At 66.7% G+C, this 22568-nt stretch carries 28 protein-coding genes and 1 tRNA gene; 9 read left to right on the forward strand and 20 right to left on the reverse strand.

Annotation, left to right across the window (positions count from 1 at the left end; genetic code table 11):
• The first annotated feature begins 38 nt into the window (after positions 1 to 38).
• A complete protein-coding gene (locus tag OCQ_RS19035; RefSeq protein ID WP_014385529.1) occupies positions 39 to 866 on the forward strand; it encodes a mycofactocin-coupled SDR family oxidoreductase in 828 nt (275 codons plus the stop codon).
• 2 nt (positions 867 to 868) lie between these two features.
• On the opposite strand, the gene OCQ_RS19040 is transcribed toward OCQ_RS19035, so the two are convergent.
• From OCQ_RS19040 to OCQ_RS19085, 10 genes are read right to left on the reverse strand one after another with little or no spacing between them, the layout of a single operon-like run.
• Positions 869 to 1423, reverse strand: a complete 555-nt coding sequence (locus OCQ_RS19040) for a carboxymuconolactone decarboxylase family protein (RefSeq protein ID WP_014385530.1) — start codon at positions 1421 to 1423, stop codon at positions 869 to 871.
• On the reverse strand, positions 1420 to 2262 hold the full coding sequence (locus tag OCQ_RS19045; protein WP_009954700.1) for a TauD/TfdA dioxygenase family protein: 843 nt from the start codon (positions 2260 to 2262) through the stop codon (positions 1420 to 1422). The genes OCQ_RS19040 and OCQ_RS19045 overlap by 4 nt, the downstream gene beginning before the upstream one ends.
• Positions 2263 to 2289: 27 nt before the next feature.
• Complete coding sequence (locus tag OCQ_RS19050) at positions 2290 to 2628, reverse strand: hypothetical protein (RefSeq protein WP_009954699.1); 339 nt, start codon at positions 2626 to 2628, stop codon at positions 2290 to 2292.
• Entirely contained in the window at positions 2625 to 3887 is a 1263-nt protein-coding gene (locus tag OCQ_RS19055; protein ID WP_009954698.1) for an aromatic ring-hydroxylating oxygenase subunit alpha, read from the reverse strand. Before OCQ_RS19055 ends, OCQ_RS19050 begins: the two co-directional genes overlap by 4 nt.
• A gap of 13 nt (positions 3888 to 3900) precedes the next feature.
• The gene (locus OCQ_RS19060) at positions 3901 to 4644 is read right to left on the reverse strand and encodes an SDR family NAD(P)-dependent oxidoreductase (RefSeq protein WP_014383055.1); all 744 of its coding nucleotides are present in this window, start codon (positions 4642 to 4644) and stop codon (positions 3901 to 3903) included.
• Positions 4645 to 4664: 20 nt separating this feature from the next.
• Positions 4665 to 5759, reverse strand: coding sequence for a ferredoxin--NADP reductase (locus OCQ_RS19065; RefSeq protein WP_014385532.1), 1095 nt, complete (start codon positions 5757 to 5759; stop codon positions 4665 to 4667).
• 56 nt (positions 5760 to 5815) lie between these two features.
• Positions 5816 to 6268 carry a MarR family winged helix-turn-helix transcriptional regulator gene (locus OCQ_RS19070; RefSeq protein WP_008259268.1) on the reverse strand — a complete coding sequence of 151 codons (453 nt, stop codon included), beginning with the start codon at positions 6266 to 6268 and terminating at the stop codon, positions 5816 to 5818.
• Positions 6269 to 6279: 11 nt separating this feature from the next.
• Positions 6280 to 7533: a metal-dependent hydrolase family protein gene (locus OCQ_RS19075; RefSeq protein ID WP_014385533.1), complete on the reverse strand. Its 1254-nt coding sequence runs from the start codon at positions 7531 to 7533 to the stop codon at positions 6280 to 6282.
• Positions 7530 to 7865 carry a hypothetical protein gene (locus OCQ_RS19080; protein ID WP_008259272.1) on the reverse strand — a complete coding sequence of 112 codons (336 nt, stop codon included), beginning with the start codon at positions 7863 to 7865 and terminating at the stop codon, positions 7530 to 7532. The genes OCQ_RS19075 and OCQ_RS19080 overlap by 4 nt, the downstream gene beginning before the upstream one ends.
• On the reverse strand, positions 7862 to 9130 hold the full coding sequence (locus OCQ_RS19085; protein ID WP_014942713.1) for an aromatic ring-hydroxylating oxygenase subunit alpha: 1269 nt from the start codon (positions 9128 to 9130) through the stop codon (positions 7862 to 7864). Before OCQ_RS19085 ends, OCQ_RS19080 begins: the two co-directional genes overlap by 4 nt.
• 164 nt (positions 9131 to 9294) lie before the next feature.
• Here OCQ_RS19085 and OCQ_RS19090 point away from each other — a divergent pair, with 164 nt between their 5' ends.
• Entirely contained in the window at positions 9295 to 10740 is a 1446-nt protein-coding gene (locus OCQ_RS19090) for an aldehyde dehydrogenase (protein ID WP_014385535.1), read from the forward strand.
• 43 nt (positions 10741 to 10783) lie between these two features.
• Here the strand turns inward: OCQ_RS19090 and OCQ_RS19095 are convergent, their stop codons facing one another.
• Positions 10784 to 11017, reverse strand: a complete 234-nt coding sequence (locus tag OCQ_RS19095; RefSeq protein ID WP_026071254.1) for a hypothetical protein — start codon at positions 11015 to 11017, stop codon at positions 10784 to 10786.
• Between the two features lie 209 nt (positions 11018 to 11226).
• On the opposite strand from OCQ_RS19095, the gene OCQ_RS19100 reads away from it, so the two are divergent.
• Positions 11227 to 12861, forward strand: coding sequence for a fatty acyl-AMP ligase (locus OCQ_RS19100; protein WP_041785756.1), 1635 nt, complete (start codon positions 11227 to 11229; stop codon positions 12859 to 12861).
• A gap of 169 nt (positions 12862 to 13030) precedes the next feature.
• Positions 13031 to 13471, forward strand: a complete 441-nt coding sequence (locus tag OCQ_RS19105; protein WP_009954687.1) for a DUF5994 family protein — start codon at positions 13031 to 13033, stop codon at positions 13469 to 13471.
• Here the strand turns inward: OCQ_RS19105 and OCQ_RS19110 are convergent.
• The 3 genes from OCQ_RS19110 to OCQ_RS19120 all read right to left on the reverse strand — a co-directional run bounded on the left by OCQ_RS19110 (position 13468) and on the right by OCQ_RS19120 (position 14447).
• Positions 13468 to 13662, reverse strand: a complete 195-nt coding sequence (locus OCQ_RS19110; RefSeq protein ID WP_014380809.1) for a hypothetical protein — start codon at positions 13660 to 13662, stop codon at positions 13468 to 13470. The two genes, OCQ_RS19105 and OCQ_RS19110, sit on opposite strands and share 4 nt — an antisense overlap.
• A gap of 204 nt (positions 13663 to 13866) precedes the next feature.
• The gene (locus OCQ_RS19115) at positions 13867 to 14244 is read right to left on the reverse strand and encodes a type II toxin-antitoxin system death-on-curing family toxin (RefSeq protein WP_009954685.1); all 378 of its coding nucleotides are present in this window, start codon (positions 14242 to 14244) and stop codon (positions 13867 to 13869) included.
• The gene (locus OCQ_RS19120; RefSeq protein ID WP_026071253.1) at positions 14241 to 14447 is read right to left on the reverse strand and encodes a hypothetical protein; all 207 of its coding nucleotides are present in this window, start codon (positions 14445 to 14447) and stop codon (positions 14241 to 14243) included. Before OCQ_RS19120 ends, OCQ_RS19115 begins: the two co-directional genes overlap by 4 nt.
• A gap of 102 nt (positions 14448 to 14549) precedes the next feature.
• Between OCQ_RS19120 and OCQ_RS19125 the strand changes: the two genes are divergently transcribed.
• On the forward strand, positions 14550 to 14765 hold the full coding sequence (locus OCQ_RS19125; RefSeq protein ID WP_009954684.1) for a hypothetical protein: 216 nt from the start codon (positions 14550 to 14552) through the stop codon (positions 14763 to 14765).
• Between the two features lie 41 nt (positions 14766 to 14806).
• Here OCQ_RS19125 and OCQ_RS19130 read toward each other — a convergent pair.
• The 3 genes from OCQ_RS19130 to pgm all read right to left on the reverse strand — a co-directional run bounded on the left by OCQ_RS19130 (position 14807) and on the right by pgm (position 17837).
• A tRNA-Ala gene (locus OCQ_RS19130) sits at positions 14807 to 14879 on the reverse strand.
• A 40-nt stretch (positions 14880 to 14919) separates the two neighbouring features.
• The gene (locus OCQ_RS19135; RefSeq protein WP_014385537.1) at positions 14920 to 16101 is read right to left on the reverse strand and encodes an MFS transporter; all 1182 of its coding nucleotides are present in this window, start codon (positions 16099 to 16101) and stop codon (positions 14920 to 14922) included.
• Between the two features lie 92 nt (positions 16102 to 16193).
• Positions 16194 to 17837 (reverse strand): phosphoglucomutase (alpha-D-glucose-1,6-bisphosphate-dependent), encoded by a 1644-nt coding sequence (gene pgm / locus OCQ_RS19140; protein ID WP_014385538.1) that lies wholly within the window; start codon positions 17835 to 17837, stop codon positions 16194 to 16196.
• Positions 17838 to 17939: 102 nt separating this feature from the next.
• Here pgm and crcB (OCQ_RS19145) point away from each other — a divergent pair, with 102 nt between their 5' ends.
• Entirely contained in the window at positions 17940 to 18338 is a 399-nt protein-coding gene (gene crcB, locus OCQ_RS19145) for a fluoride efflux transporter CrcB (RefSeq protein ID WP_008259297.1), read from the forward strand.
• A complete protein-coding gene (gene crcB, locus OCQ_RS19150; protein ID WP_014385539.1) occupies positions 18335 to 18712 on the forward strand; it encodes a fluoride efflux transporter CrcB in 378 nt (125 codons plus the stop codon). Before crcB (OCQ_RS19145) ends, crcB (OCQ_RS19150) begins: the two co-directional genes overlap by 4 nt.
• Before the next feature lies 1 nt (position 18713).
• On the opposite strand, the gene OCQ_RS19155 is transcribed toward crcB (OCQ_RS19150), so the two are convergent.
• Both OCQ_RS19155 and OCQ_RS19160 read right to left on the reverse strand, forming a co-directional pair.
• On the reverse strand, positions 18714 to 19331 hold the full coding sequence (locus OCQ_RS19155; protein ID WP_014385540.1) for a GNAT family N-acetyltransferase: 618 nt from the start codon (positions 19329 to 19331) through the stop codon (positions 18714 to 18716).
• 1 nt (position 19332) lies between these two features.
• Positions 19333 to 19689 (reverse strand): DUF488 domain-containing protein, encoded by a 357-nt coding sequence (locus OCQ_RS19160; protein WP_041297978.1) that lies wholly within the window; start codon positions 19687 to 19689, stop codon positions 19333 to 19335.
• A gap of 55 nt (positions 19690 to 19744) precedes the next feature.
• On the opposite strand from OCQ_RS19160, the gene OCQ_RS19165 reads away from it, so the two are divergent.
• On the forward strand, positions 19745 to 21019 hold the full coding sequence (locus tag OCQ_RS19165; RefSeq protein ID WP_014385542.1) for an HNH endonuclease: 1275 nt from the start codon (positions 19745 to 19747) through the stop codon (positions 21017 to 21019).
• A 3-nt stretch (positions 21020 to 21022) separates the two neighbouring features.
• Here the strand turns inward: OCQ_RS19165 and OCQ_RS19170 are convergent, their stop codons facing one another.
• Positions 21023 to 21943: an HpcH/HpaI aldolase/citrate lyase family protein gene (locus tag OCQ_RS19170; RefSeq protein ID WP_041785142.1), complete on the reverse strand. Its 921-nt coding sequence runs from the start codon at positions 21941 to 21943 to the stop codon at positions 21023 to 21025.
• A 341-nt stretch (positions 21944 to 22284) separates the two neighbouring features.
• Here OCQ_RS19170 and OCQ_RS19175 point away from each other — a divergent pair, with 341 nt between their 5' ends.
• Entirely contained in the window at positions 22285 to 22557 is a 273-nt protein-coding gene (locus OCQ_RS19175; RefSeq protein ID WP_014380816.1) for a WGxxGxxG family protein, read from the forward strand.
• Positions 22558 to 22568: the final 11 nt, after the last annotated feature.

A 22568-nucleotide genomic window follows, 5' to 3' on the forward strand; every position in this document is an offset into this window, starting at 1 on the left:
AATCCCACCGCCACCCCGACACGGAAGGCCCAAATCGCATGAGCGCCAACGACACTCCCCTGGCCGGTCGAGTCGCCTTCGTCACCGGCGCCGCGCGTGGGCAGGGCCGCTCCCATTGCGTCCGGTTGGCGCGGGCCGGCGCCGACATCGTCGCCATCGACGCGTGCGCCCCGGTCGCGGCGCACAATGGCTATCCGGCCTCGACACCCGAGGACCTTGCCGAGACGACGCGCCTGGTGGAAAGCGAAGGCCGCAAGATGCTGGCCGACCAAGTCGATGTCCGGGACGCCGCGGGGCAACAGCGGGTGGTCGACGAGGCGATCACCCAATTCGGCCGCCTCGACATCGTCGTCGCCAACGCCGGCGTGCTGAACTGGGGCCGACTCTGGGAGATCTCGGCGCAGCAATGGCAGGACGTCCTCGACGTCAACCTGACCGGTGTGTGGAACACCATCAAAGCCACTGTGCCCGCGATGATTCAGGCCGGCAATGGGGGCTCGATCATCACCATCAGCTCGGCCGCGGGCGTGAAGGCCGTACCGGGGTGTGGTCACTACTGCGCCAGCAAGTTCGGTGTGGTCGGCATGACCAACTCCCTGGCGGTCGAGCTCGGCGAGCACGGCATCCGGGTGAACTCGGTGCACCCGTATGGCACCGACACCCCGATGGGCAACGACCCCTCGATGTGGCAGCTCTTCGCCGACCACCAGACCTACATTCACAGCTTCTCCCCCGGCGCGCTGCCCACCGATTCACTCGCCGACCCGGACCTGGTCTCCGACATCGTGCTGTGGCTCGCCAGCGACGCGTCCTCGCTCGTCACCGCCGCGCAGATCCCCGCCGACAAGGGTTACCTGAAAATCTGATCTCAGTGGTGCGCCTCGTCTTGGACGCCGAAAGTGTTGACGGCCAAGGCCAGCAGCAGGTAGCCACCGATGGTGAAGATCAGATCCATGCATTGCTGCTCGGTGAACAAGCGGCACAGGTCATCCCAGGTCGTCTCGGCGACCGTGCTGTCGGCCGTGAGATCGTCGACGGCGGCGATCACGGCCCGGTCGGTCTCATCGGCGCAGCGGCCGGTCCCAATGTCGTCGATCTCGGATTCGGACAGCCCCGCTCGCGCGGCGATGGGGAGGTGGTGCGACCACAGATAGCCGCACTTGCTCCGGTGCACCACGCGAAGCAGCGCGACTTCTCGCACCCGCGGCGACAGCGTCGATCGGGTCAGCAGGTACGCGTTGAACGGCAGGTAGGCCGCGGTCAGGTCGGGATGGCGGACCAGGGTGGACAAAACATTGCCCGCGCCAACGGGATTCGCCCGCTCGGTGGGGATCAGGGATGCCAGCGATTCCCGGGCGCGCTCGTCCCATTCCCCGGCGGGCAGCGGCGTCAGGCGCAGCGGGTGACGACCGTCCGTGGTCATTCGATCGGCTCGTCGCCGAGCACGGTGGTGCGCAGCATTTCGCGTTGGGAGTCCGGGTCGTACGGGGCCGCACGGTGCAGCACCCCGCGGTTGTCCCAGATGACGGTGTCCCCGACCGACCAGCTGTGGCTGTAGACCTTCTCGGGCGTCGTCGCGCGCGCCAGGAGCTCGTCCAAAAGGGCGCGGCCCTCGTCGAGCTCCATGCCGACGACGTAGTCCGCGGAGGCGCCCAGCACGAGTGATTTGCGGCCGCTGCGGTGCGTCCACACCAGGGGATGCTCATGCGTGCGCCGAGATCGCCAGCGCTGCACCTGTTCCGGGGAGGGATCGGGATACACGCGGCGCTGGGACGCTTCCAGCGAGTGCACCACGCGCAACGTGCCGAACCGCTGCTTCTCCTCATCGGTCAGGTCGTCGTAGGCGGCGTAGCTGTTGGCGAACTCGGTTTCCCCGCCCCATTCGGCCACCCGCACCGCCGAGAGCACCGTGGCCTTCTGGGGGCATTCGTCGCCCAGCGGCGTGCAGCCATCGATGTGCCAGTCGAAGGTGGCCTTCAGGTAGGCGGCCGAGGCGTTCTTGGACTTGTCCAGCGTGATCGGGTAGATCCCGGCCACCGGGTGATGGCCGTCCGAGGAGTGATCGACCTCGCCGAGGAGGCGGCAGAAGCCGACCTGGGCCACAGGATCGAGGTGCAGGCCGCGGAAGACCAGAACGCCGTTGTCTTCCAACGCATCCAACACCGCCGCGCCGACCGAGTCGTCGGCCAGCTCGGTGGGCCCCAGGCCCGCGACCTCGGCGCCGACGGACTCGGTGAGTTTGGTGATGGTGAGCAGACCCATGGTCGCTCCTTTCCGGAGAGGGATGAATCAGGGCACCGGCCAGCCGGTCCGGGTCATGACCGCGTCGGCGGCGTCGACCGGGGCCGGTTGATGCATGATCTCCACCGCCATGGCGACCATGACCAGCGAATAGATCATGTGCAACAGGTTGAGCGCATCGTCGGGCAGGTTGTCGAGCGGAAACTTGTCGCAGTAGTCGATGGCCTCTTCGAGGCGCGGAAAAAACGCGTTGTAGAAGTCGAGTAGCTGCGGCATCGACGCGCCGACCCGGGCGTTCCAGCGCTCGGTTTCGGTTGCCAGGCACCAGGTTTGGGCGTAGTCCTCCAGCTCGGCGAATGCGCTGGGCAACATGGGATGCATGGTCACACCCCCACCGGATCCTGTTCGCGGCGATAGGCTTCGACCCAATCGACGACGACCTTGTGCAGGTGGCGTACCAAGATCTCTTGGTCGTTGAGGGGAAAGTCGTCGACGATGCCGTATTCCAGCGCCGCCTGGGTCCCGCCGAGCATTCCGGCGTCTTGTAGCGCAAACTCTTTGAGCACCACCGCGGCGACCTCGTGCTCGATGCGCTCGCGCACGGTGCTCGCCGGGTGGAAGTAGGTGTACGCCTCGAACCGGTGCGTGTTGTGCGAGGTGGGCCAGTACCGGTACAGCAGATACCATCCGCCGTAGATCAAAATCTCGATGTTCGGGAAGATCTGGAAATTGCTGATCCCCCAGGGCTCGATCCCACCAGGGTTGAGCCCGGCCGGCAGCTCGCCGATGTCCGGGGTCTGCCACGGCCCCACCAGCCCGCTGCGGGTGGCGCGCTCGATCGGGTACATGTATTCCGGCGGCAACAGCCAGCGGCGCCGCCCGGCGGTGGAGACCAGCCGGTGCGGGCCGTCGAGTTGGAAGTGCCCGCAGGTGAATCCGGCGTTGGGGTCGCGCACCTCCGCCGGCACCTGCTGCGAGTGCAGCGACGGCACGTGGTAGTACTCCTGGAAGGCGTCGGCGAAGATCTTCCAGTTGCTGTTGTTGTGGGCCACCCAGTCGTAGCGTTCGGTCAGCTTCCCGAACGGATAGTCGTCCAGCCCGGTGATCATCGGGCCGAGGAACTCGCGCAGGCTCTGGCGCGGCTCGGTGTCGAAGTTGATGAAGACGAAGCCGTTCCACACGTCGCAGTGCACCGGACGCAGCCCATACTTCGCGGGATCGAGGTCGAAGAACTCCGATTCCTGCTGCACGAACTTCAGCGCGCCCTGCAGGTCGTAGCGCCAGCCGTGGTACTTGCAGGTGAACTGCCGGCAGGTGCCGCGGGTCTCCTCGCCGGGATAGTCGTTCCACACCAACTTGTTTCCGCGATGCCGGCACACGTTGTAGAAGGCGCGGATTCGCTCGTCTTTGCCCTTGACCACGATCACCGACGCCCCGACGACTTCGATCTCTTTGGTCAGGTAGCTGCCGACGCGGGGCAATTCCTCCACCCGGGCGACGTTGAGCCACGCGCGCTTGAAGATCGCCTCCCGCTCGAGTTCGTAGAACTCGCGGGACGTGGAATCCCTGAAAGAGACGGGGCCCGTGCCCAATTCGGGGTAGTGCTCGGTCCAGGAGCCTTCCGGCGGCCGGCCTGATCTCGTCATCGCATCCTCACTATCACATCACCGATCCGCCGTTGACGCCCAAGACCTGACCGGTGATGTACCTCGCTTCTTCCGAACACAAAAAGCCCACCGCGGCCGCGATGTCGGCCCCGGTGCCCAGGTAGCCCACCGGGATATTGCTGGCGATCTGCTCGTTGGAGGGCAGGTACCCGGCGGCCTGGCCCTGGTGCTGCATCGGGGTCTCGATGCCCGAGGGCGGGATGTTGTTGACGGTGATCCCGTTCGCCGCGTATTCGCGGGCCAGCGACTTGGTCAACGTGATCACCGCGCCTTTGGACGCCGCGTAGTGGGCGGCGAACGGGGATCCGCGCTGGGCGCTCGACGACGAGATCATCACGATTCTCCCCCAGTTCGCCTCCACCATGTCCGGGAGCGCGACCTGGCAGCAATGAAACGTGCCGGTCAGGTTGACATCGATGATCCGCGACCAGGATGCGGCGGTGATGTCCAAGAAGGGCGAAAACCCGAACATCCCGGCGCTGGTCACCAGGACCGTCACCGGTCCCAGTTCGCTGCGCACCTTCGCGAACGCCTGCTCGACGGCGGACCGATCGGTGACGTCGGCGCCCACTGCGAGCGCGGTCGCGCCTTCGGCGCGCAGGCCGTCGGTGACGCGTTGCGCCGCATGCTCGTTGACATCGAGGACGGCCACCTTGAGGCCGCGCCGGCCCAATTCGTGACACGTCGCCTCGCCCATGCCTGAGGCGCCGCCGGTCACCACCGCCACCCTGGTCATCGCATCCGCCGCCCTATCGCTCATTCGTAGACCACCCGCACCGTGGGACTGGTCGGCACGGCCTGACACGTCAGCACCCAGCCGTCGTCGACCTCATCCTGGTCGAGCGCATCGTTGTTGATCATCCGGGCGCTACCCTGCGTCAGGCGCCCCATACACGTTCCACACGAACCGATTTCGCACGAGGACGGCGCCCGCAGCCCCGCCATACGGGCTGTCTGCAACAGCGTGTTGCCCGCGTAGTACGGCGCGGTGGTCGTCGATCCGTCCAGCACGATGGTGACCTCGTCGGTGACCGCGTCGGTCTCCGGCGGCGCCGCCGCGGCCACGTCGGTCACGTCGAAATGCTCGATGTGCAGGCGGCCGGTGGGCACGCCCGCCGCGCCCAGGGCGGTTCGCACCGTGTCCATGAACTCGTTCGGCCCGCAGACGTAGAAGTCGGCGCCGTCGGTGTTCTCGACGAACGCGGCGATGTCCGCCTGGGTGGCGAAGCCGCGTTGGTCGTCGAGATGGTGGTGCAGGACGAAACGGTCCGCGTGGCGCTTTTCCAGCGTTTTGAGGGCCTCGTCGAAGATCACCGCGTCCCGGTTTCGGTTGGCGTAGAACAACCGCGCGCCGCGCGTGCCGGACACCAGCGCGGTGCGCAACAGCGAAAACACCGGCGTGATGCCGCTTCCGCCGGCGAACGCGACCAGGTCCCGGCCGGTGTCGTTCAAGACGAAGCGTCCCTGCGGTGGAAGGGCGTAGAGCAGGTCGCCGGGTGCGGCGGTGTCGTTGAGCCAGTTGGACACCGCGCCGCCGCGGTCGCGTTTGACCGTGATGCGCAGGTCTTCACCGACCGCGGGGGATGACGACATCGAGTAGCAGCGCCGGTACTCGCGCCCGTCGACGCGGACCAGCAGCGTCAGGAATTGCCCGGCTTGGTAGCCGAACCGTGCCGCGCTGCCCCGGGGAACATCGAGAACGATCGACACGGCGTCGCGGGTTTCGGGTATCACGTGCTTGACCCGAAGCGGCACAAAGCCTTCCGGGGCATCGGCCATGTCGACAGCGCCCGCTGCGCCGCCGGTCACGGTCGCCGGACCGGCGTTGGCTGTGCTGTGGTGATCGCCCATCTCCGTCAGAGTATCAACTACTTGCGATTAGTCTCAAGTACTAGATATTGGTCACGTCATCCGTCGACGTGATCGTCGAACAGCTCATGGCCGGTGCCCTTTTCGACCACGCGGCCCAGCAATTCGCGCAGGGTCCGCTGCTCTTCCTCGGTCAGCACGCCGAACACCTCCTGGTGTGCGGCGATCGCGTCACTGACCACCGTTTCGGCGACTTTGCGGCCCTCGCCGGTCAGGTAGGCCCGCAGGATGCGCGCGTGCTGGGGGTCCTGCTTCCTTTCCACCAGGGCACGGCGTTCCAACGCGGTGAGCGCGAGCTGGACGCCTTGCGGGCTGATCAGCAGCCGCCGCGCCAATTCGGCGCCGGACAACCCGGGTTCGTTGGCCAATTGGCGCAGCACACCGATCTGGGCGGTGCTCACGCCGTGTTCGCGCATCGCCTCGTTGATGGTGGTCAGGGAGTAATAGAAGGCCTGCTTGAGCAGCCACAGGATGTTGTCGGTGAGTTCCATACCTGCCTCCGTCAGGCCGCGGGGCTTTTGTAGATCTGTCCGTTCTTCATGACAAAACGGACTTCGAGCGTCTTGGCGATGTCGTCGAACGGGTCTCCCGGCACAGCGATGATGTCCGCGAGATAGCCGGGCGCCAGCCTGCCCAACTCGTCGTCAGCGTCGATCAGCTCGGCGGCCACCACCGTGGCCGCCCGGATTGCCTGCGCGGGAGTCATGCCCCGCTGCACCAGCGCACCCAGTTCTTTGGCGTTTTGGCCGTGCGGGATGGCCGGCGCGTCGGTGCCGCACGCAATCCGGACGCCCGCATCGATCGCCTTGGGCAGCATGGCCTTTGCGCGCGGAAACACCTCCAGCGCCTTCTTGCGCAGCTCCGGCGCGATGCGGTCGATGGCCATGGCCTCCGTCAGGTAGGTGGTCGAGACCAGGAAGGTGCCGTGGTCGACCATCATCTGGATCGTTTCGTCACTGGCCAAAAAGCCGTGTTCGATGCAGTCGATGCCCGCGCGGATGCAGGCCTGGACCGCGGTGTCCCCGACGGCGTGCGCGGCCACGCGGACTCCAGCCCGGTGGGCTTCGTCGGCGATCGCGGCGAACTCGGCGTCGGAGTACTGCTGCGCGCCGGGCGCGGTGCTGTGCGACATCACCCCGCCCGAGGCCGACACCTTGATCAGCTTGGCGCCGTGCCGGATTTGGTAACGCACGCAGGCGATCACGTCGGGTACGCCGTTGGCGATGCCCTCGGCCACCGATAGCGGCATGACCCCGGGCGCCAACCGCTGAAAGACCGTCGGGTCCAGGTGCCCGCCGTACGGGGTGACGGCATGGCCGGCGGGATAGATGCGAGGCCCGACGTGCCACCCCTGGTCGATTGCGCGCTGCAGCGCCACGTCGAGCAGATACCCGCCGGTCTTGACCATCAGCCCGAGATTGCGCACCGTGGTGAACCCGGCCTCCAGGGTGGTGCGCGCGTTGACCGCCCCGCGCAACGTGCGATAGGCGGGGTCGTCCTGCACGCCATGCATGGGCGACGGCAGGCCCTCCGGCCCGCCGGGTCCGCCGATGAGCAGGTTGAGCTCCATGTCCATCAGGCCCGGCAGCAGCGTCACGTCGCCGAGATCGACGATGGTGGCCGAGTCCGGCAGCGGCCCTTCGGGATTGATCGCGGAGATGCGTTCGCCGTCGACCACGATCACCGCCGGAGCGTGGATCCGGCCCGTGACGACGTCGGCCCACCGCGCCGCCCGCAGGACGATCGCCTCGGTCATGGAACCGGCTCGGACACGCAGTCCAGGGTCGAAGCACCCGAGTCGGGGACGCGGGGTTGCTTCCAGCACTCCACCGGGAACGACACCATGATCATGGAGTAGAGCAGGTGCATCAGATTCAGAACGTCGTCCGGCAGGTCGTCGAGAGAAAACTTGTCGCAGAACGACAATGCCTCCTCGGCCCGCGGGGTGATCGCGTCGTAGAAGGCCTTCATTTCGACCATGGAACTGGCCAGCCTCTTGGCGTAACGTTCGGGTTCGCTCGCCAGGCACCAGTCGGCGAACGGTTCGAGGTCGGCGAACTCGGCGGGCAGCATCGGCATCTCGTTCACACCCCCGCGCTCGTCGTCCGGCGATAGTCATCGATCCAGGCGGCGGTCTCCTTGTGGAGGTGACGGATCAGGACCTCCTGGTCGCACAGCAAGAACTCGTCGATCACCTGGGATTCGAGCATCGTCTGGGTCGCCTCCAGCGTGTTGGCGTCCTGCAGCCCGTATTCCTTGAACGACACCGCCGCCAGTTCCTGAGCGACGCGCTCACGCGGGGTGCGCGGCGCCGGGAAGTACAGCGTGCCCTCGAAGAGGTGACTGTTATAGGACGTCGGCCAGTAGTGGTAGGTCAGATACCAGCCCTGGCCCCAGAACAGGATGACGAAGTTGGGGAACAGCTGGAACGAATCCAGCCCCCACGGATCACATTTCGCCGGGTTGAGCCCCTCGGGCATCGGGCCCAGATCGGGCTTGTCCCATGGCCCGAACAGCCCGCTCTGGCAGACGTCCTCCATCGGCTTGCGCATCTCGTCGGCCATTTCCCAGGCGCGCACCCCCGAGGTGCTGACCAGCCGGTGCGGCCCGTCCAGCCGGTAGTGCGGGGCCTCAAAACCCGCCTCGGCGGCCGCCTTCGAGTACGCGGTCGGTGACTGGTTCGCGTGCAACACGGGCGCGTGATAGAACTCCTGGAACGCGTCCATGTAGAGCTTCCAGTTCGCCTTGACCTCGGAGCGATAGCACCAGCGCGAGACCATCTTGTCGAAGGGATAACCTTCCAGCCCGGTGATCATGGGTCCGAGGAACTCTCGCAGCGACTGCTCGGGCTTCTTGGCGAAGTTGACGAAGATGAACCCTTCCCACACGTCGCAGTGCACCGGCACCAGCCCGTAGCGGCCCTTGTCGAGGTCGAAGAACTCCTCCTCCTGCTGCACGAAGGTGAGGTTGCCGTCCAGGTCGTAGCGCCAGCCGTGGTACTTGCAGGTGAACTGCCGGCACACCCCGGCTGTTTCTTCCTGCGGCATGTCGTTCCACACCAGCTTGTTGCCGCGATGCCGGCACACGTTGTGATAAGCCTTGATGTCGCCAGACGTGGTGCGCACCAAGATGATTGAGGTGTTGACAACCTTCAGCTCGCGGGTGAGGTAACTGCCTTTGCGCGGAAGCTGTTCAACACGACCGACATTGAGCCAGGCACGCTTGAAGATGGCGTCACGTTCCAACTCATAGATCTCGGGGCTGATCGAGTCCCGGTAGGACACCGGCTCGGTGCCCAATTCCGGGTAATGCTGGGTCCAGCTCCCCTCCGGCGGTTTAGGAAATCGAGCCATGATCGCTCCTTAGCAGTCCAATCTCAGCGAAACTGCAGCAATGCCTGCGCGAAAACAACCACCCGCGCACCGGTTTCACCGATCCCTGAGGGCTCCGTCACGGCCGACGGTATATCCTCGTGTCACCAATAGCAAGTAGTTGATACTGGCCCCGGGAGGCGCGGATGGACCATCACCCCGCAGTGCAGATCGCCGGAAGCGATGGGGCGCGGCCGCAGGCCGGCGTCTTGCACGTCATCTCTCCGCACACCGAGGAACCGATCGCCGAGGTCAATGCGGCGGGATCCGACGACGTCGACGCGGCGGTGGCGGCGGCGCGCGCGGCCTTCGGGCCCTGGGGCCGCAGCGAGCCGGCGGAACGGGTCGCCGCGATCCGGCGCCTGGCCGACATCTACGACGGACGCCGCGCGGAGATGGCCACCACGATCACGGCCGAGATCGGCGCCCCGATCAGCTTCGCCCAGCGGGCCCAGGTCGGCCTGCCGGCATTCATGATGCGCGCGTTCTGCGACCTGGCCGAACGGCACCCGTGGCAGGAGACCAGGCCCGGGTTCTTCGGAAGCGACGTGCACGTCCGCAAGGAACCCGTCGGCGTCGTCGCGGCGATCGTGCCCTGGAACATGCCCCAGTTCCTCATCGTCACCAAACTGGTGCCCGCGCTGTTGGCCGGCTGCGCCGTCGTGCTCAAACCCGCCCCCGAAAGCCCGTTGGACGCGCTGCTTTTAGGCGAGATGATCGCCGAAGCCGGCCTGCCGCCGGGCGTGGTCAGCATCCTGCCGGGCGACGGTGCGCTGGGCGCCTACCTCGTCGCCCACCCGGGCGTCGACAAGGTGTCGTTCACCGGCTCCACCGCGGCGGGGCGGGCGGTGGCCGCATCGTGTGCGGTCAACCTCACCAAAGTCAGCCTGGAACTCGGCGGCAAGTCCGCCGCCCTGGTTCTCGACGACGCATCGCCGGACAAGGTGGCCGCCGGGGTGCGATCCGCGAGCCTGTCCAACAGCGGCCAGATCTGCAATGCGCTCACCCGGGTCCTGGTGCCGCAGGGGCGCCACGACGAGTACGTCGACGCGCTCGCCGCCGAGATGGCCGGCCTTCGCGTCGGCGATCCCAACGATCCCGACACCCAGCTCGGTCCGTTAGTGTCCCGGCGCCAGCAGCGACGCGTTCGCGACTACATCGAGATCGGCCAGAACGAGGGGGCGCGCGTCGTCATCGGCGGCACCGACATGCCCGACGGACTCGACCGCGGCTGGTATGTCCGGCCCACCCTGTTCGCGGCGGCCGACAATTCGATGCGCATCGCCCGGGAGGAGATCTTTGGGCCCGTCATCACCGTCATCCCCTACCGCGATGACGAGGAGGCGCTGGCGATCGCCAACGATTCCGATTACGGCCTGGCCGGCTCGGTGTGGAGCAACGACAGCGACCGTGCGCTGGCGATGGCCACCCGCATCCACACCGGGACCGTCGGCGTCAACCAGGGCTACACGATGGATCCGTTCGCGCCCTTCGGGGGCGTCAAGGCCAGCGGCTACGGCCGCGAACTCGGGCCCGAAGGCCTCGACGGTTACCTGGAAACGAAGTCGATCGCCATCGCCGCGGAATCCTAGATCCGTTGGCGCCCTTGGCGTTTGGCACGAATCTACGGCATCGTCATGCCGCTTTGGCGTATCTGCGAACCACGTCGTCCTCGCCGAACGTGCTGGTGCGCTGTTGGCCGTTGTCGTCGCGGCTGAAGAATGTCCATTGCCGCGGACCGCTCTGCGGACCACTGATCATCTTGACGGTCAGGCGCAGTTCCGTGGGGCGGCGCGTGCCGATGACGTCGCCGACCCGGATCTGCGACGGGTGAATCTCGGGTGCGTCGCACCAATTCTGTGTGGACATGACGTCCATCCTCCCTTGTTCCCAACAGCCTATCCGTAGTTCGGCGTTTCTCGCGGACGGATCAGCTTGCCGCGCCGTCAGCCTGACCCGGACAAGCGGCGCGCCCTCCGGGGAGACGCGCCTGAGGTCAGTAGCATGTCCTCGGCACCTCATACGTCCCGAGATGACCAAAACAGGCCTGTAGCTGGCCTGACACAGGGGAGGTGGCGGTGAGCAGATTCGTTGACGCGATGCTCTGCGCTGCGGAGTCGAGTACCCATGGCCTGGTGACCGGCGAACCTGGTTCGCCGGTTCGGTCTAGCTGGGCCGAAGTACATCAGAGCGCCCGACGGGTAGCCGGCGGACTGGCCGCCCTCCGGGTCGGCGCGGGCGATCGGGTCGGTGTGCTGGCCGGCGCTCCGGCGGAAGTCGCGCCGATCGCGCAGGGGGTCTGGCTGCGCGGCGCGTGTTTGACGATGCTGCATCAACCGACGCCACGCACCGATCTGCAGGCGTGGGTGCGCGACACCTTGGCGGTCATCACGATGATCGAGGCAACCGTCGTGATCGTGTCGGAGCCGTTCATGGCCGCGGTGGACGTGTTAGCCGAGCACGATGTCGCGGTGGTGACGATGGCCGAGCTATTGAGCGCCGCACCGACCACCGTCGTCGACAGCGATGAGAACGATCTGGCGCTTCTGCAGTTGACGTCTGGCTCGACGGATTGCCCTAAAGCAGTGATGATCACCCATGCGAACGTGTTCGCCAACGCCGAGGCGATGTTCGTCGGTGCCCAGTACGACTTGGACACCGACGTGATCGTGAGCTGGTTACCGCTATTCCACGACATGGGAATGACCGGATTCTTAACGGTGCCAATGCTATTCGGTGCCGAGTTGGTCAAGATCACGCCACTCGACTTCTTGTCCGATATCTTGTTGTGGCCCAAGTTGATCGACAAGTACCGAGCGACCATGACCGCGGCACCGAATTTCGCCTACGCGATGCTCGCCAAGCGGTTACGGCGGCACGCAAAGCCCGGTGATTTTGATCTGTCGTCGTTGCGGTGGGCATTATCAGGTTCCGAGCAGGTCGAACCGGCCGACGTGGAGGAACTGTGTTTGGCCGGCGTGCCGTTCGGACTGCGTCCAGAAGCGATCTTGCCCGCTTATGGAATGGCCGAAACGACTGTGGCGGTGTCATTTTCGGAGTGTGGCCGTGGACTCGTCGTTGATGAGGTGGACGGCGATATGCTGGCGGTGCTGCGCCGCGCAGTGCCCACCGCCGCCGGCCGCACTCGTCGACTCGCATCGCTGGGGCCGCTGCTGAAGGGTATACAGGCACGCGTCGTCGATGAGGACGGCGCCGTTCAGGCGCCCCGCGGTGTGGGAGTCATCGAGTTGCGGGGAGATCCGGTCACGTCCGGGTATCTCACGACGGCCGGTTTCATGGCCGCTCAAGACGACCAGGGGTGGTTGAACACCGGCGATCTGGGTTATCTCACCGAGCAGGGCCACGTGGTCGTGTGCGGTCGGGCCAAAGACGTCATCATCATGGCCGGACGCAACATCTACCCCGCTGATGTCGAACGTGCTGCCGGGCGCGTCGTCGGGGTGCGCGCAGGGTGTGTGGCCGCCGTGCGGCTCGATGCCGGCCGTTCGCGGGAATCGTTTGCCGTTGCGGTGGAGTCGAACGACGTCGACGATCCCGCGCAGGTGCGGCGCATCAAGCATGAGGTCGCTCATGAAGTCGTCACCGAAGTCGCGGCGCGGCCACGCAGTGTGGTGGTGCTGGCCCCGGGGGCGATTCCCAAGACGCCGTCCGGCAAGCTGCGTCGCGGTTACGCGCTGCCCCTGGTCACATGAGCGCGCTCCTATAGCGAGCAAATCTCGGTGGTGGGGTAGCGTCGTAGGTGAGCCGTTTCGTTGTCCGCGGTGTTCCACCGCAATGGGCGCAGTGAACACCCAAAGGCAATGCGATTCCTCCACTCGCCACGCGACCGCGGACGAGCGATGCCGAACTTAGGAACAATCTGTGTATCGCACGGCGAGCCGACGCACGGCCGTCCCCGTCCGGGTCTCGGTAGCCCGCCAGTTAGGCGGCGACATCGACGGAGCGTGGTGGCCACGCGCGGACCGCATCACCAACGAATTACCCGGCCTTGTCGCGGCGCTGACACCCCTGCTCGGCGACATCTGCTCTGTCAACGTCAACTGGCCGGCACTACAACGACCGCCCGATTTCAACTGGCACGGATGGGAACACAAGCGCCAGCACGTGATGACGTTCATCGGCGGCGAGGAGCGGGTGAACCTTTTGATCGTTCCTTATGCGACATACAGCGGGCTTGCACTGATGGTGCTGCGCCGCGCGGCCGGACTGCCCGTCGAGGCCAAGGATCGCGACAAACCCGCGTTCGTCACCGCCGGCTCGATCCTGCAGGCCGCCCGACAACAACGCGCCCTCGACCGTTAGGCGATTTCGCTCACGACGTAGACGGCGACATAACCGATCGGGATGCCGGTCCAGGTTGCGATGCATTCGCGCGCGGCCAGTTCCACAGCGGCCCGACTTGTCGTGCGGGTGGACCTGCCGATCTCGGGGACGGTGATCGCCCATCCGTCGGCGTCGCGGGTGACTTCGATGTCGAAGCACTGACCGACCATCGGACACTTCACGCGGGGGACGACCCGCTGTCGACGAACGCCGCGCGACGCTTGTCGGCGCAGCAACGTGGGCTGAACAGGCATGGCTGCTTTCCTGAGTCGCAATCGAACCGCGGGCTAGATTAATGCGACCCAGGACGAAAACCTAATTGGCGGATCGCGCCGCATAACGGCGTTGCCCGAAGCCGGCGTGGTTCGCAGCGGTCACGGGTGGCTCCAGCCGCGCAGTTGTGCCGCAATGTCGTCGAGACCGGCCATCGCACCGGTGGCCACCCGGATCACCAAATCGAAGCGATCGTCCTCGGGCGCACTGATCCACTGGGCGTTGATTGCCAGGAACGTCCGGCAGGCCGCCCACCCGAGTCGCTTGTTCCCGTCCACCAGCGCGTGATTCCGTGTCAGCGAATGCAGCAGTGCGGCGGCCTTGACGTGGGGATCCGGGTAGGCGTCCTGGCCGAAGATGGAGGCTCGAGGACGCGCCAGAGCGGATTCAAGCAAGCCGTAATCCCGGACAATGACGTCCACTCCGACGGCTTTTCGGGCAATTTCCAGAAGATCCTCGAGGTCCAGATAGTCCGTCATGCGTCCTTGAGGCGCTCCAGAACACCTGCCTCCTCGCGAAGCACGCGCTGCAGCGCATCGGCGACCTTGGCCTTGTGCGCCCGCCGGGCGATGTACTCGTCGATGGCCGACAGCGCGACGGCCTGCATCGATCGGCCTTCCGCACTGGCCTGCCTGCGCAGCGCTTCCGCCTGCTGTTCACTGGGCCGAAGAGTCATTCCCATAGCCGAATGATACCGGACTGATACCACGGCGCGCCTAGTGATGTGTGATGCAGGCCACATCTGCGCGTTATATGTTGCGGGCGTCACAACCAAGGAGATTTCATGGTGGGCGTGAATCGTACGAACAAGGCCATGGTCACGCCTCGTTCCGGCGCAGCGGTCAATTCGCACCGGCTGTTCATGGCGTTTCTGGCCGTCACGATATTCATCAGCGCGGTCGCCGGCGTCGTCGCCGCGGCGTCGACGGGACACGAGACCGCCGCGCTCGTCATCGCGCTCGTGGCCGGCGGGAGTTTCATGACCGCCGCATTCTGCTAAATCCGCGACGTCGATTGGCGCGATGCGCCCAGTTATTTCGGTGGAGCTAAGGGGACTCGAACCCCTGACCCCCACACTGCCAGTGTGGTGCGCTACCAGCTGCGCCATAGCCCCAAGTCGTGCTCATCGAAGCTACACCACCGGTAACCGTCCTTCAAAGTTGCTGCTCAGGAAGATTCAGCGTGTGCGGAGACGGCAAGGGGTCGGGCTCCGGAACGGGCACCGTCCGGGTCTCCGGCGCCACCACCCAGCCCACCGCGGCGATCAGCAAAACGATGCCGCTGATGATGAAACCCCAGCCGTAGCTCAGCCGCTCGGCGACCCAACCGAGCGTCATGGATCCGACGATCGCGCCCAGGTCGGACATCATCTGCACGGCCGCCACCGGACTGCCCGCGCGCGCCTCACTGCCCAGGATGTCGGCGACGGCGGCCTGCATCGGCGACATGTAGATGCCCGTCACCGCCCCCACCACCACCGCGGCGACCAGAAACCTCGGCAATGACGACGCCGCGCCCAAGAAGATGGTAGCCGCGCCGGACAACGCCAGGCCCACGATCATCAACGTGCGCCGTCCCATCCGGTCGGACAGGTAGCCACTGGGGATCATGGCCAGCGCGTTGCCCCCGGCGAATGCCGCGAGCGCAATGCCGATGACGCCGACGCCGCGGCCCATGACGTCGGTGATGAACAAGGGGACCAGGGCGACACGAAGGCCGAACGCCGACCAACCGGTCGCGAAATTGGCCCCGAGCGAGGACCAATAGGCGCGCACGCGCAACGCCTCTCGCATCGTCACCGTCGACCGCGTCGGCGGCCCCGGGGCCGCCAGGGCCGAATTCCGCAAGCCGAAAAACAGCACCACCGCCACACCGAGCAAAGCGACGCCGTACACGATGAACGGCGCGGTGAGCCCCCAACCGGCCGCCAGGGCGCCGACGGCCGGGCCGCCCACGGCCCCGACCATGAACGACGTGGTGAAAAGGCCCGCGACCCGTCCGCGGGCGTCGGGCGGGCTGATATGGATCATCAGTCCCAGCGCCGAAACATAAAACATTGTCGATCCGATTCCGCTGATGACGCGGAAAGCCATCAATTGCCAGTAAGCCTGGGAAAACGCACACGCGCCGGTGGAGACCGCGACGATCACCATCCCGCCGATGTAGATCCGCCGCTCCCCCAACCGCTGGACCAGCTGCCCGCTGACCGGCGCAAAACACAGGCGGGCCAACGAAAAGACGGTGACTAAGAAAGTCACCGCCTTGATGCTGACGCCGAAACTGCGGGCGAAAGACGGCAGCGCCGGTGAAATGACTCCGTAACCAAGCGCGACCATGATATTTGCCCAGCTAAGGATCCAAACTTCGCGCGGCAGACGGGTCGAACGCGACGCGCGTCCCCCCGGACGGGTAAGGCGGAGGGAAAGGGTCACCCAATGACTTTATTAACTACCTCGCGCGCAGTTTCTTGCACCTCGGCTAAATGCTCTTCTCCGTTGAAAGATTCCGCATAAATCTTGTACACGTCTTCGGTTCCCGACGGTCGCGCGGCAAACCACGCGTTGGCTGTCGTCACCTTCAATCCGCCCAATGCGGCCCCATTCCCGGGTGCCGCGGTCAGCTTGGCGGTGATGGGCTCCCCCGCCAGTTCCGTCGCGGTCACCTCGTCGGCGGACAGCTTGGCGAGCCGGGCCTTTTGGTCGCGGTCGGCGGGCGCGTCGACCCGCGCGTAGAACGGCGTGCCGTATTCGGCGGTCAACTGTTGATAGCGCTGGGAGGGACTCGTCCCCGTGACGGCCAGCATTTCCGAGGCCAGGAGGGCCAGGATGATGCCGTCCTTGTCGGTGGTCCACACGGACCCGTCGCGCCGCAGGAACGACGCACCGGCCGATTCCTCGCCGCCGAAGCCGATGCCGCCCTCGATCAGGCCGTCGACGAACCACTTGAAGCCGACCGGCACCTCGATGAGCTTGCGGCCGATGCCGGCGACCACCCGGTCGATCATCGACGAACTGACCGCGGTCTTGCCGACCGCGATGCCGCCCGGCCACGACGGCCGCTGCGTGTACAGGTATTCGATGGCCACCGCCAGGTAGTGGTTCGGGTTGAGCAGCCCCGCGTCGGGCGTGACGATGCCGTGGCGGTCCGAGTCGGCATCGTTGCCCGTGGCGATCTGGTAGCGGCCGGGGTTGTCGGACATCCCGCGGATGAGTCCCGCCATCGCGTCCGGTGAGCTGCAGTCCATCCGGATCTTGCCGTCGTGGTCGAGCGTCATAAACCGCCATGTCGCGTCGACCAGCGGATTGACCACGGTCAGATCCAGGCGGTGACGGGTGGCGATCTCGCCCCAGTAGTCCACGCTCGCCCCGCCCAGCGGGTCGGCGCCGATCCGCACCCCGGCCGCGCGGATGGCATCGATGTCGACCACGTTGGGCAGGTCGTCGACATAGTTACCGAGGTAGTCGTGGCGCTGCGCGGTCTGTAGCGCGCGGGCCAGCGGGATGCGCTTGACGCCCGAGCCGTCGCGCAGAATCTCGTTGGCGCGCTTGGCGATTGCGTTGGTGGCGTCGGTGTCGGCCGGGCCACCGTTGGGCGGGTTGTATTTGAAGCCTCCGTCCGAGGGCGGGTTGTGCGACGGCGTCACGACGATCCCGTCGGCCGGCGCGTCGGTGCGACCGCGGTTGTAAGTGAGGATGGCGTGGCTGACCGCCGGGGTCGGCGTGTACCGGTCGCGGGAATCGATCATGGCGACGACGTCGTTGGCGGCCAGCACCTCCAGCGCGGAGACCCAGGCCGGCTCGGAGAGGCCGTGCGTGTCCCGGCCGATGAACAACGGGCCTGTAATGCCGTGGGCGGTGCGGTACTCGACGATGGCCTGGGTGATCGCCAGGATGTGCGCCTCGTTGAACGCCCCATTGAGCGCCGACCCGCGGTGGCCCGACGTGCCGAATGCCACCTGCTGGGCGACGTCGCCGGGATCGGGCTGAATCGAGTAATAGGCCGTCAGCAGGTGGGGCAGATCGACAAGGTCTTCGGGTTGGGCCGGCTGACCGGCGCGAGGGTTGGCCACCATGGTTACCAATTCTGCCCGTCTCCCGCCGCCCCCGGCCTGCGCCGGTCTGGACTCCCGCCATACGCTGCGTAGCGCACCGGCAAACGAAGGGAATCGACGCCAGTGGCGCAACGGGACTATCGCGAATTGGCCGCGGTGTTTGCCGGTGGGGCGCTGGGTTCCCTGGCCCGGGCCGCCCTGAGCGACCTCGCCGGTGGCCACCCAGAGAGCTGGCCGTGGCCGACGTTCACGGTCAACATCGTCGGGGCGTTTCTGGTGGGCTACTTCACCACCCGGCTGCTGGAGCGGTTGCCGACGTCGAGCTATCGGCGCCCGCTGCTGGGCACCGGATTGTGCGGCGGTTTAACGACTTTCTCCACGATGCAGGTCGAGACGGTGAGGATGATCGAGCACGGTCATTGGGGGCTGGCCGTCGGCTACACCGTCGCCAGCATCGTGCTCGGGCTGCTGGCGGTGCACCTGGCCACCAAGTTGGTGCGCCGGGTGCGGGTGCGCCGATGACCACCGCGACGACTGCCGTGGTGTGGCTGGGCGTCGCGTTCATCGGCGGCGTCGGATCGGTGCTGCGCTTTGTGATCGACCGTGCGGTCGCGCGCCGGGTGTCCCGGCCGTTCCCGTTCGGCACGCTCGTCGTAAACATCAGTGGCGCAGCGCTTCTCGGATTTCTCGGGGGTTTGGCGCTCAACAAGGAGGCCGCCCTGCTGGCCGGCACGGCGTTCGTCGGCGCCTACACCACGTTTTCGACCTGGATGCTGGAAACGCAGCGACTCGGCGAGGAGCGCCAGCTGCGCTCCTCGCTCGCCAACGTCGTCGTCAGCGTGGTGTTGGGCGTAGCGGCGGCGTTCATCGGGCAGCGCCTCGCCGAGCTGTTCTGAGTCAGGCGCGCGGGACGTCGTCGGGGGTGCGGGGCAGCACGTACAGGGCCATGCGCCGATTCGCCATGTCGTGTTCGCCGAGGAATGCGCAGCCGCCGCGCTCACAGAACTTGCGCGCCAACGCATTGCGGTGGTCGGGGTCGAACATGATTCGGCGACACCGGGGATCGAGCGTGAAGATGCTGCCCACCAAGTGCGGCAGCAGGTAACCGACGTGTCCACGCTGGATGTAATCCAAATCGGCGACCGCGACGTGCAAGCCCAGATCGTAGGGATCGTGGTCGTAGCGGGTGGCGATGGAATCCTTTGCTGCCCTGTACATCTCTATATAGGCGCGGTCCACCCCGTCGTGCAGCGCCAGGAACGGACGAGAAAAGCCCCCGTCGAGCTGCGCCCGCAGGTATCGATGCCACCGCGCCACCGGCCAGTGGGACTCCCAGGCTTCGACCAGGTGCGGGCGGCCCATCCACTCGGCGATCATCTCGGCGTCGGCGTCCGGCTCGGCAAGACGCAAACCGTACGGCTCGGGCAGGTCCGGGATCGGCGGCGGCGGGACGCTGCGGATCTCCTCGGGAAGATCAGTCAATTCCCGGGGGAGGACGCGTTCCGCGTCGCTCATGTCAGTGGGCTCCGAGGAGCTTCGCCAGGACGACCGCCTGGCTGATGTCCACCTCGCGGGTGGCCGTGACCAACGTGACCGGAACCCGCTTGGCAAGCTTGCGCAACTCCGCCAGCGCGGCGCTGTCGCGCAGTTCCGCCTCGTAACGCGAGGTGAACTCGTCGAATCGTTCGGCCCGGTGTTGGTACCACTCGCGGAGGTCCTTCGAGGGTGCGACCTCCTTGCACCAGATGCCCACCCGCGGGTCGTCTTTGCGCATGCCGCGCGGCCAGACCCGATCGACCAGCACGCGCTGGCCCTCGTCAGCGCTGACGTCGTCGTAGACCCGCACGACTCGGATCCGCCCTCTGGGGCTCACATGCCCAGAGTAGCCACGGGCCCGCTTGTCAGTGGGCACAATTACTATCGAAAGTATGTTCGAGGAATTGACGGCCGTCGATCCGGCAGCCGACGAATCGTCGCTGGTAGAGCGTATCGCCGAGCTGGAAATGCTCAAGTCCGCGGCGGCCGCCGGCCAGGCCCGGGCGGCGGCCGCCCTGGACGCGGCGCGTCGAGCCACCGAAGCGGCCACCGGGGTGCCCGCCGCGCGCCGCGGACGCGGCGTGGCAAGCGAGGTTGCCCTGGCGCGACGGGACTCCCCCGCGCGGGGCGGCCGGCATCTCGGTTTCGCCAAAGCCCTGGTGCACGAGATGCCGCATACGCTGGCCGCCCTGGAATGCGGGGCCCTGTCGGAGTGGCGGGCGACGCTGATCGTGCGCGAGAGCGCATGCCTGGACGTCGAGGACCGTCGCGCCTTGGACGCGGAGATGTGTGCCGACCCGTCGAGCCTGAGCGGCATGGGCGACGCGCGAGTGGCCGCGGCCGCGAAGGCGATCGCCTACCGGCTCGATCCGCACGCCATCGTCGAGCGGGCGGCCAAGGCCGAGGAAGACCGCACCGTCACCATCCGCCCGGCGCCCGACACCATGAGCTATGTCACCGCGTTATTGCCGGTGGCTCAGGGGGTTTCGGTGTATGCCACGCTGCGCCGCGAGGCAGACACCTGCGGCGACGGGCGAACGCGCGGGCAGGTGATGGCCGACACCCTGGTGGAAAGGGTCACCGGCCGCAGCGCAACGGTCCCCACCCCGGTCGCGGTCAACCTCGCGCTGACCGACGAGACGCTGCTCGGCGGTGACGATGCGCCGGCTGACGTCGCCGGCTACGGCCCCATCCCCGCGTCGGTCGCGCGCAGCATGGTCGCCGAGGCCGCCGCCGATCGACGTTCGCGAGCGACCCTGCGCAGGCTCTACACGCATCCCCAATCCGGGGCGCTGGTGGCCATGGAGTCACGAGCGCGACTCTTCCCGCAGGGCCTGGCCGCGTTCATCGGGCTCCGCGATCAACACTGCCGCACTCCCTACTGCGACGCGCCGATCAGGCACCGCGACCACGCGCAGCCGTGGGCCGACGGCGGCCCGACCACCGCGGACAACGGCCTCGGATTGTGCGAACACTGCAACTACGTCAAGGAAAATGCGGGGTGGCGGGTGAGCACGAGCGTCGACGAAAACCACACCCATACGGCGCTTTTCACGACGCCCACGGGCACAACCTACTGTTCGACGGCGCCGCCGCGCGGCCCCACCATCACGATGAGCAAGCTCGAAGTCCGCGTCGGCGTCGCGCTCGCGCGACATGCGGCCTGACACTCAGTAGTGATAGGTGTCCGACGGCGCGGGTGAGTGATCGCGCTCTTCCTCGTCGATGTCCAACGCCTCGATACCGTACGCGCGAGCCAGCTCGAGGATCTTGGTCGCCCGAGCGATGCGGGGCAGATCGGAGCCGTTGCGGATCTCTCCCCCGTCACGTTCGAACTCGGCGAAAAACTCTTTCGCCCAAGAAATTTCGTCCTGCGACGGCGACAGACCCTCATTGACGACGGCGCACTGGTCGGGTGTCAGGCAGATCTTGCCGGTCATCCCGAACTGGGTGGAGACCGCCGTGGCCTCGATCAGTTTCAGCGGATTGGAGCCGATGGTCGGGCCGTCGATCGCGCTGGGCAGGTCGGCGGCCTTGGAGGCGATGGTGAAGCGAGATCGCGTGTAGGCCAGCGTCGCCGGGTCGTCCCCGAAGCCGGTGTCGCGGCGGAAGTCCCCGATACCGAACGCCAGCCGGAAGGTTCCCTTGGTCGCGGCGATCTCGGTGATGCGCTCGAGGCCTCGGGCCGTTTCGACCAGGGCCACGATCGGCACGTCGGGCAGCCGCTTCGCGGTCTCGGTGACGTGGTCGACCGATTCGACCATCGCCAGCATCACCCCGCCGACCGGGGTAGCGGCCAGGGCGGCCAGGTCGTCCGCCCACCAGGGGGTGCCGAAGCCGTTGATGCGGACCCAGTCCACGTTGCCGGCGCCCAGCCAACTCACCACGTTGTCGCGCGCGACGTGCTTGTCCTTGGGCGCGACCGCGTCCTCGATGTCGAAAACGACGATGTCGGCGCGCGAGTCCACCGCGGACTGGAACCGGTCGGGATGCGTGCCGTTGACCAGTAGCCAGCTTCGGGCCAGTACCGGGTCGATGCGAGAGCCGATGTCTTCGGGTGCGGCGGCGCTGCTGTTGACCTGTTCGTACATTTCGCTGATCTGTCGTCTTCTCGTGGTTTCGAACGGCGGGCGTGTGCCCCTTAACCGTAGCGATGTCCCGAACAACTGGTCGGGCAATCCCCCGCGGACGTGCTGACGCCTCGGCCGCGCCGCCCGCGGAGTTCCTGAGCGGAGCGGCGAATCGCCGGACGGGCCAGCAAACGAAACGCACCCGCCGCCGAGTTTCGCCGTGGCCGCCCGGGGTAGCCACCTTCCTGGACGTCGCGGCCGCCGGCCGACGCCGTTTCCTGCGGAGACTAGAGCACCCTGGTCCCCAAATGCCTCTCGATCAGCCGTCTGGCCGCGACCGAGAAAACCCATTAGGAGTAAACATGCGTAGGGCCATTGCAATCGTTTCAACCACCGGGGCGCTGTTGTTCGGTGGAGCAGGTGTCGCCAATGCCGCCGTTCCGAGCGCCCCGGCGCCGTCGCCGACCACAACGACGTTGGCGGACAACGACAATAGTCAGCACAGCGACAACAGCGGACTGTGGGGCCTTCTCGGCCTCCTCGGCTTGGGCGGGCTTGCCGGGCTGATGCGCCGCAAGGACGCCGCCGCGCGGCCCGGCGTCGCACCGACCACCCCTCGCGACCGCGGCGTCTAGCCCCTTCGCCG

Source organism: Mycobacterium paraintracellulare, from assembly GCF_000276825.1.
In the GTDB taxonomy this organism is placed as follows: domain Bacteria; phylum Actinomycetota; class Actinomycetes; order Mycobacteriales; family Mycobacteriaceae; genus Mycobacterium; species Mycobacterium intracellulare.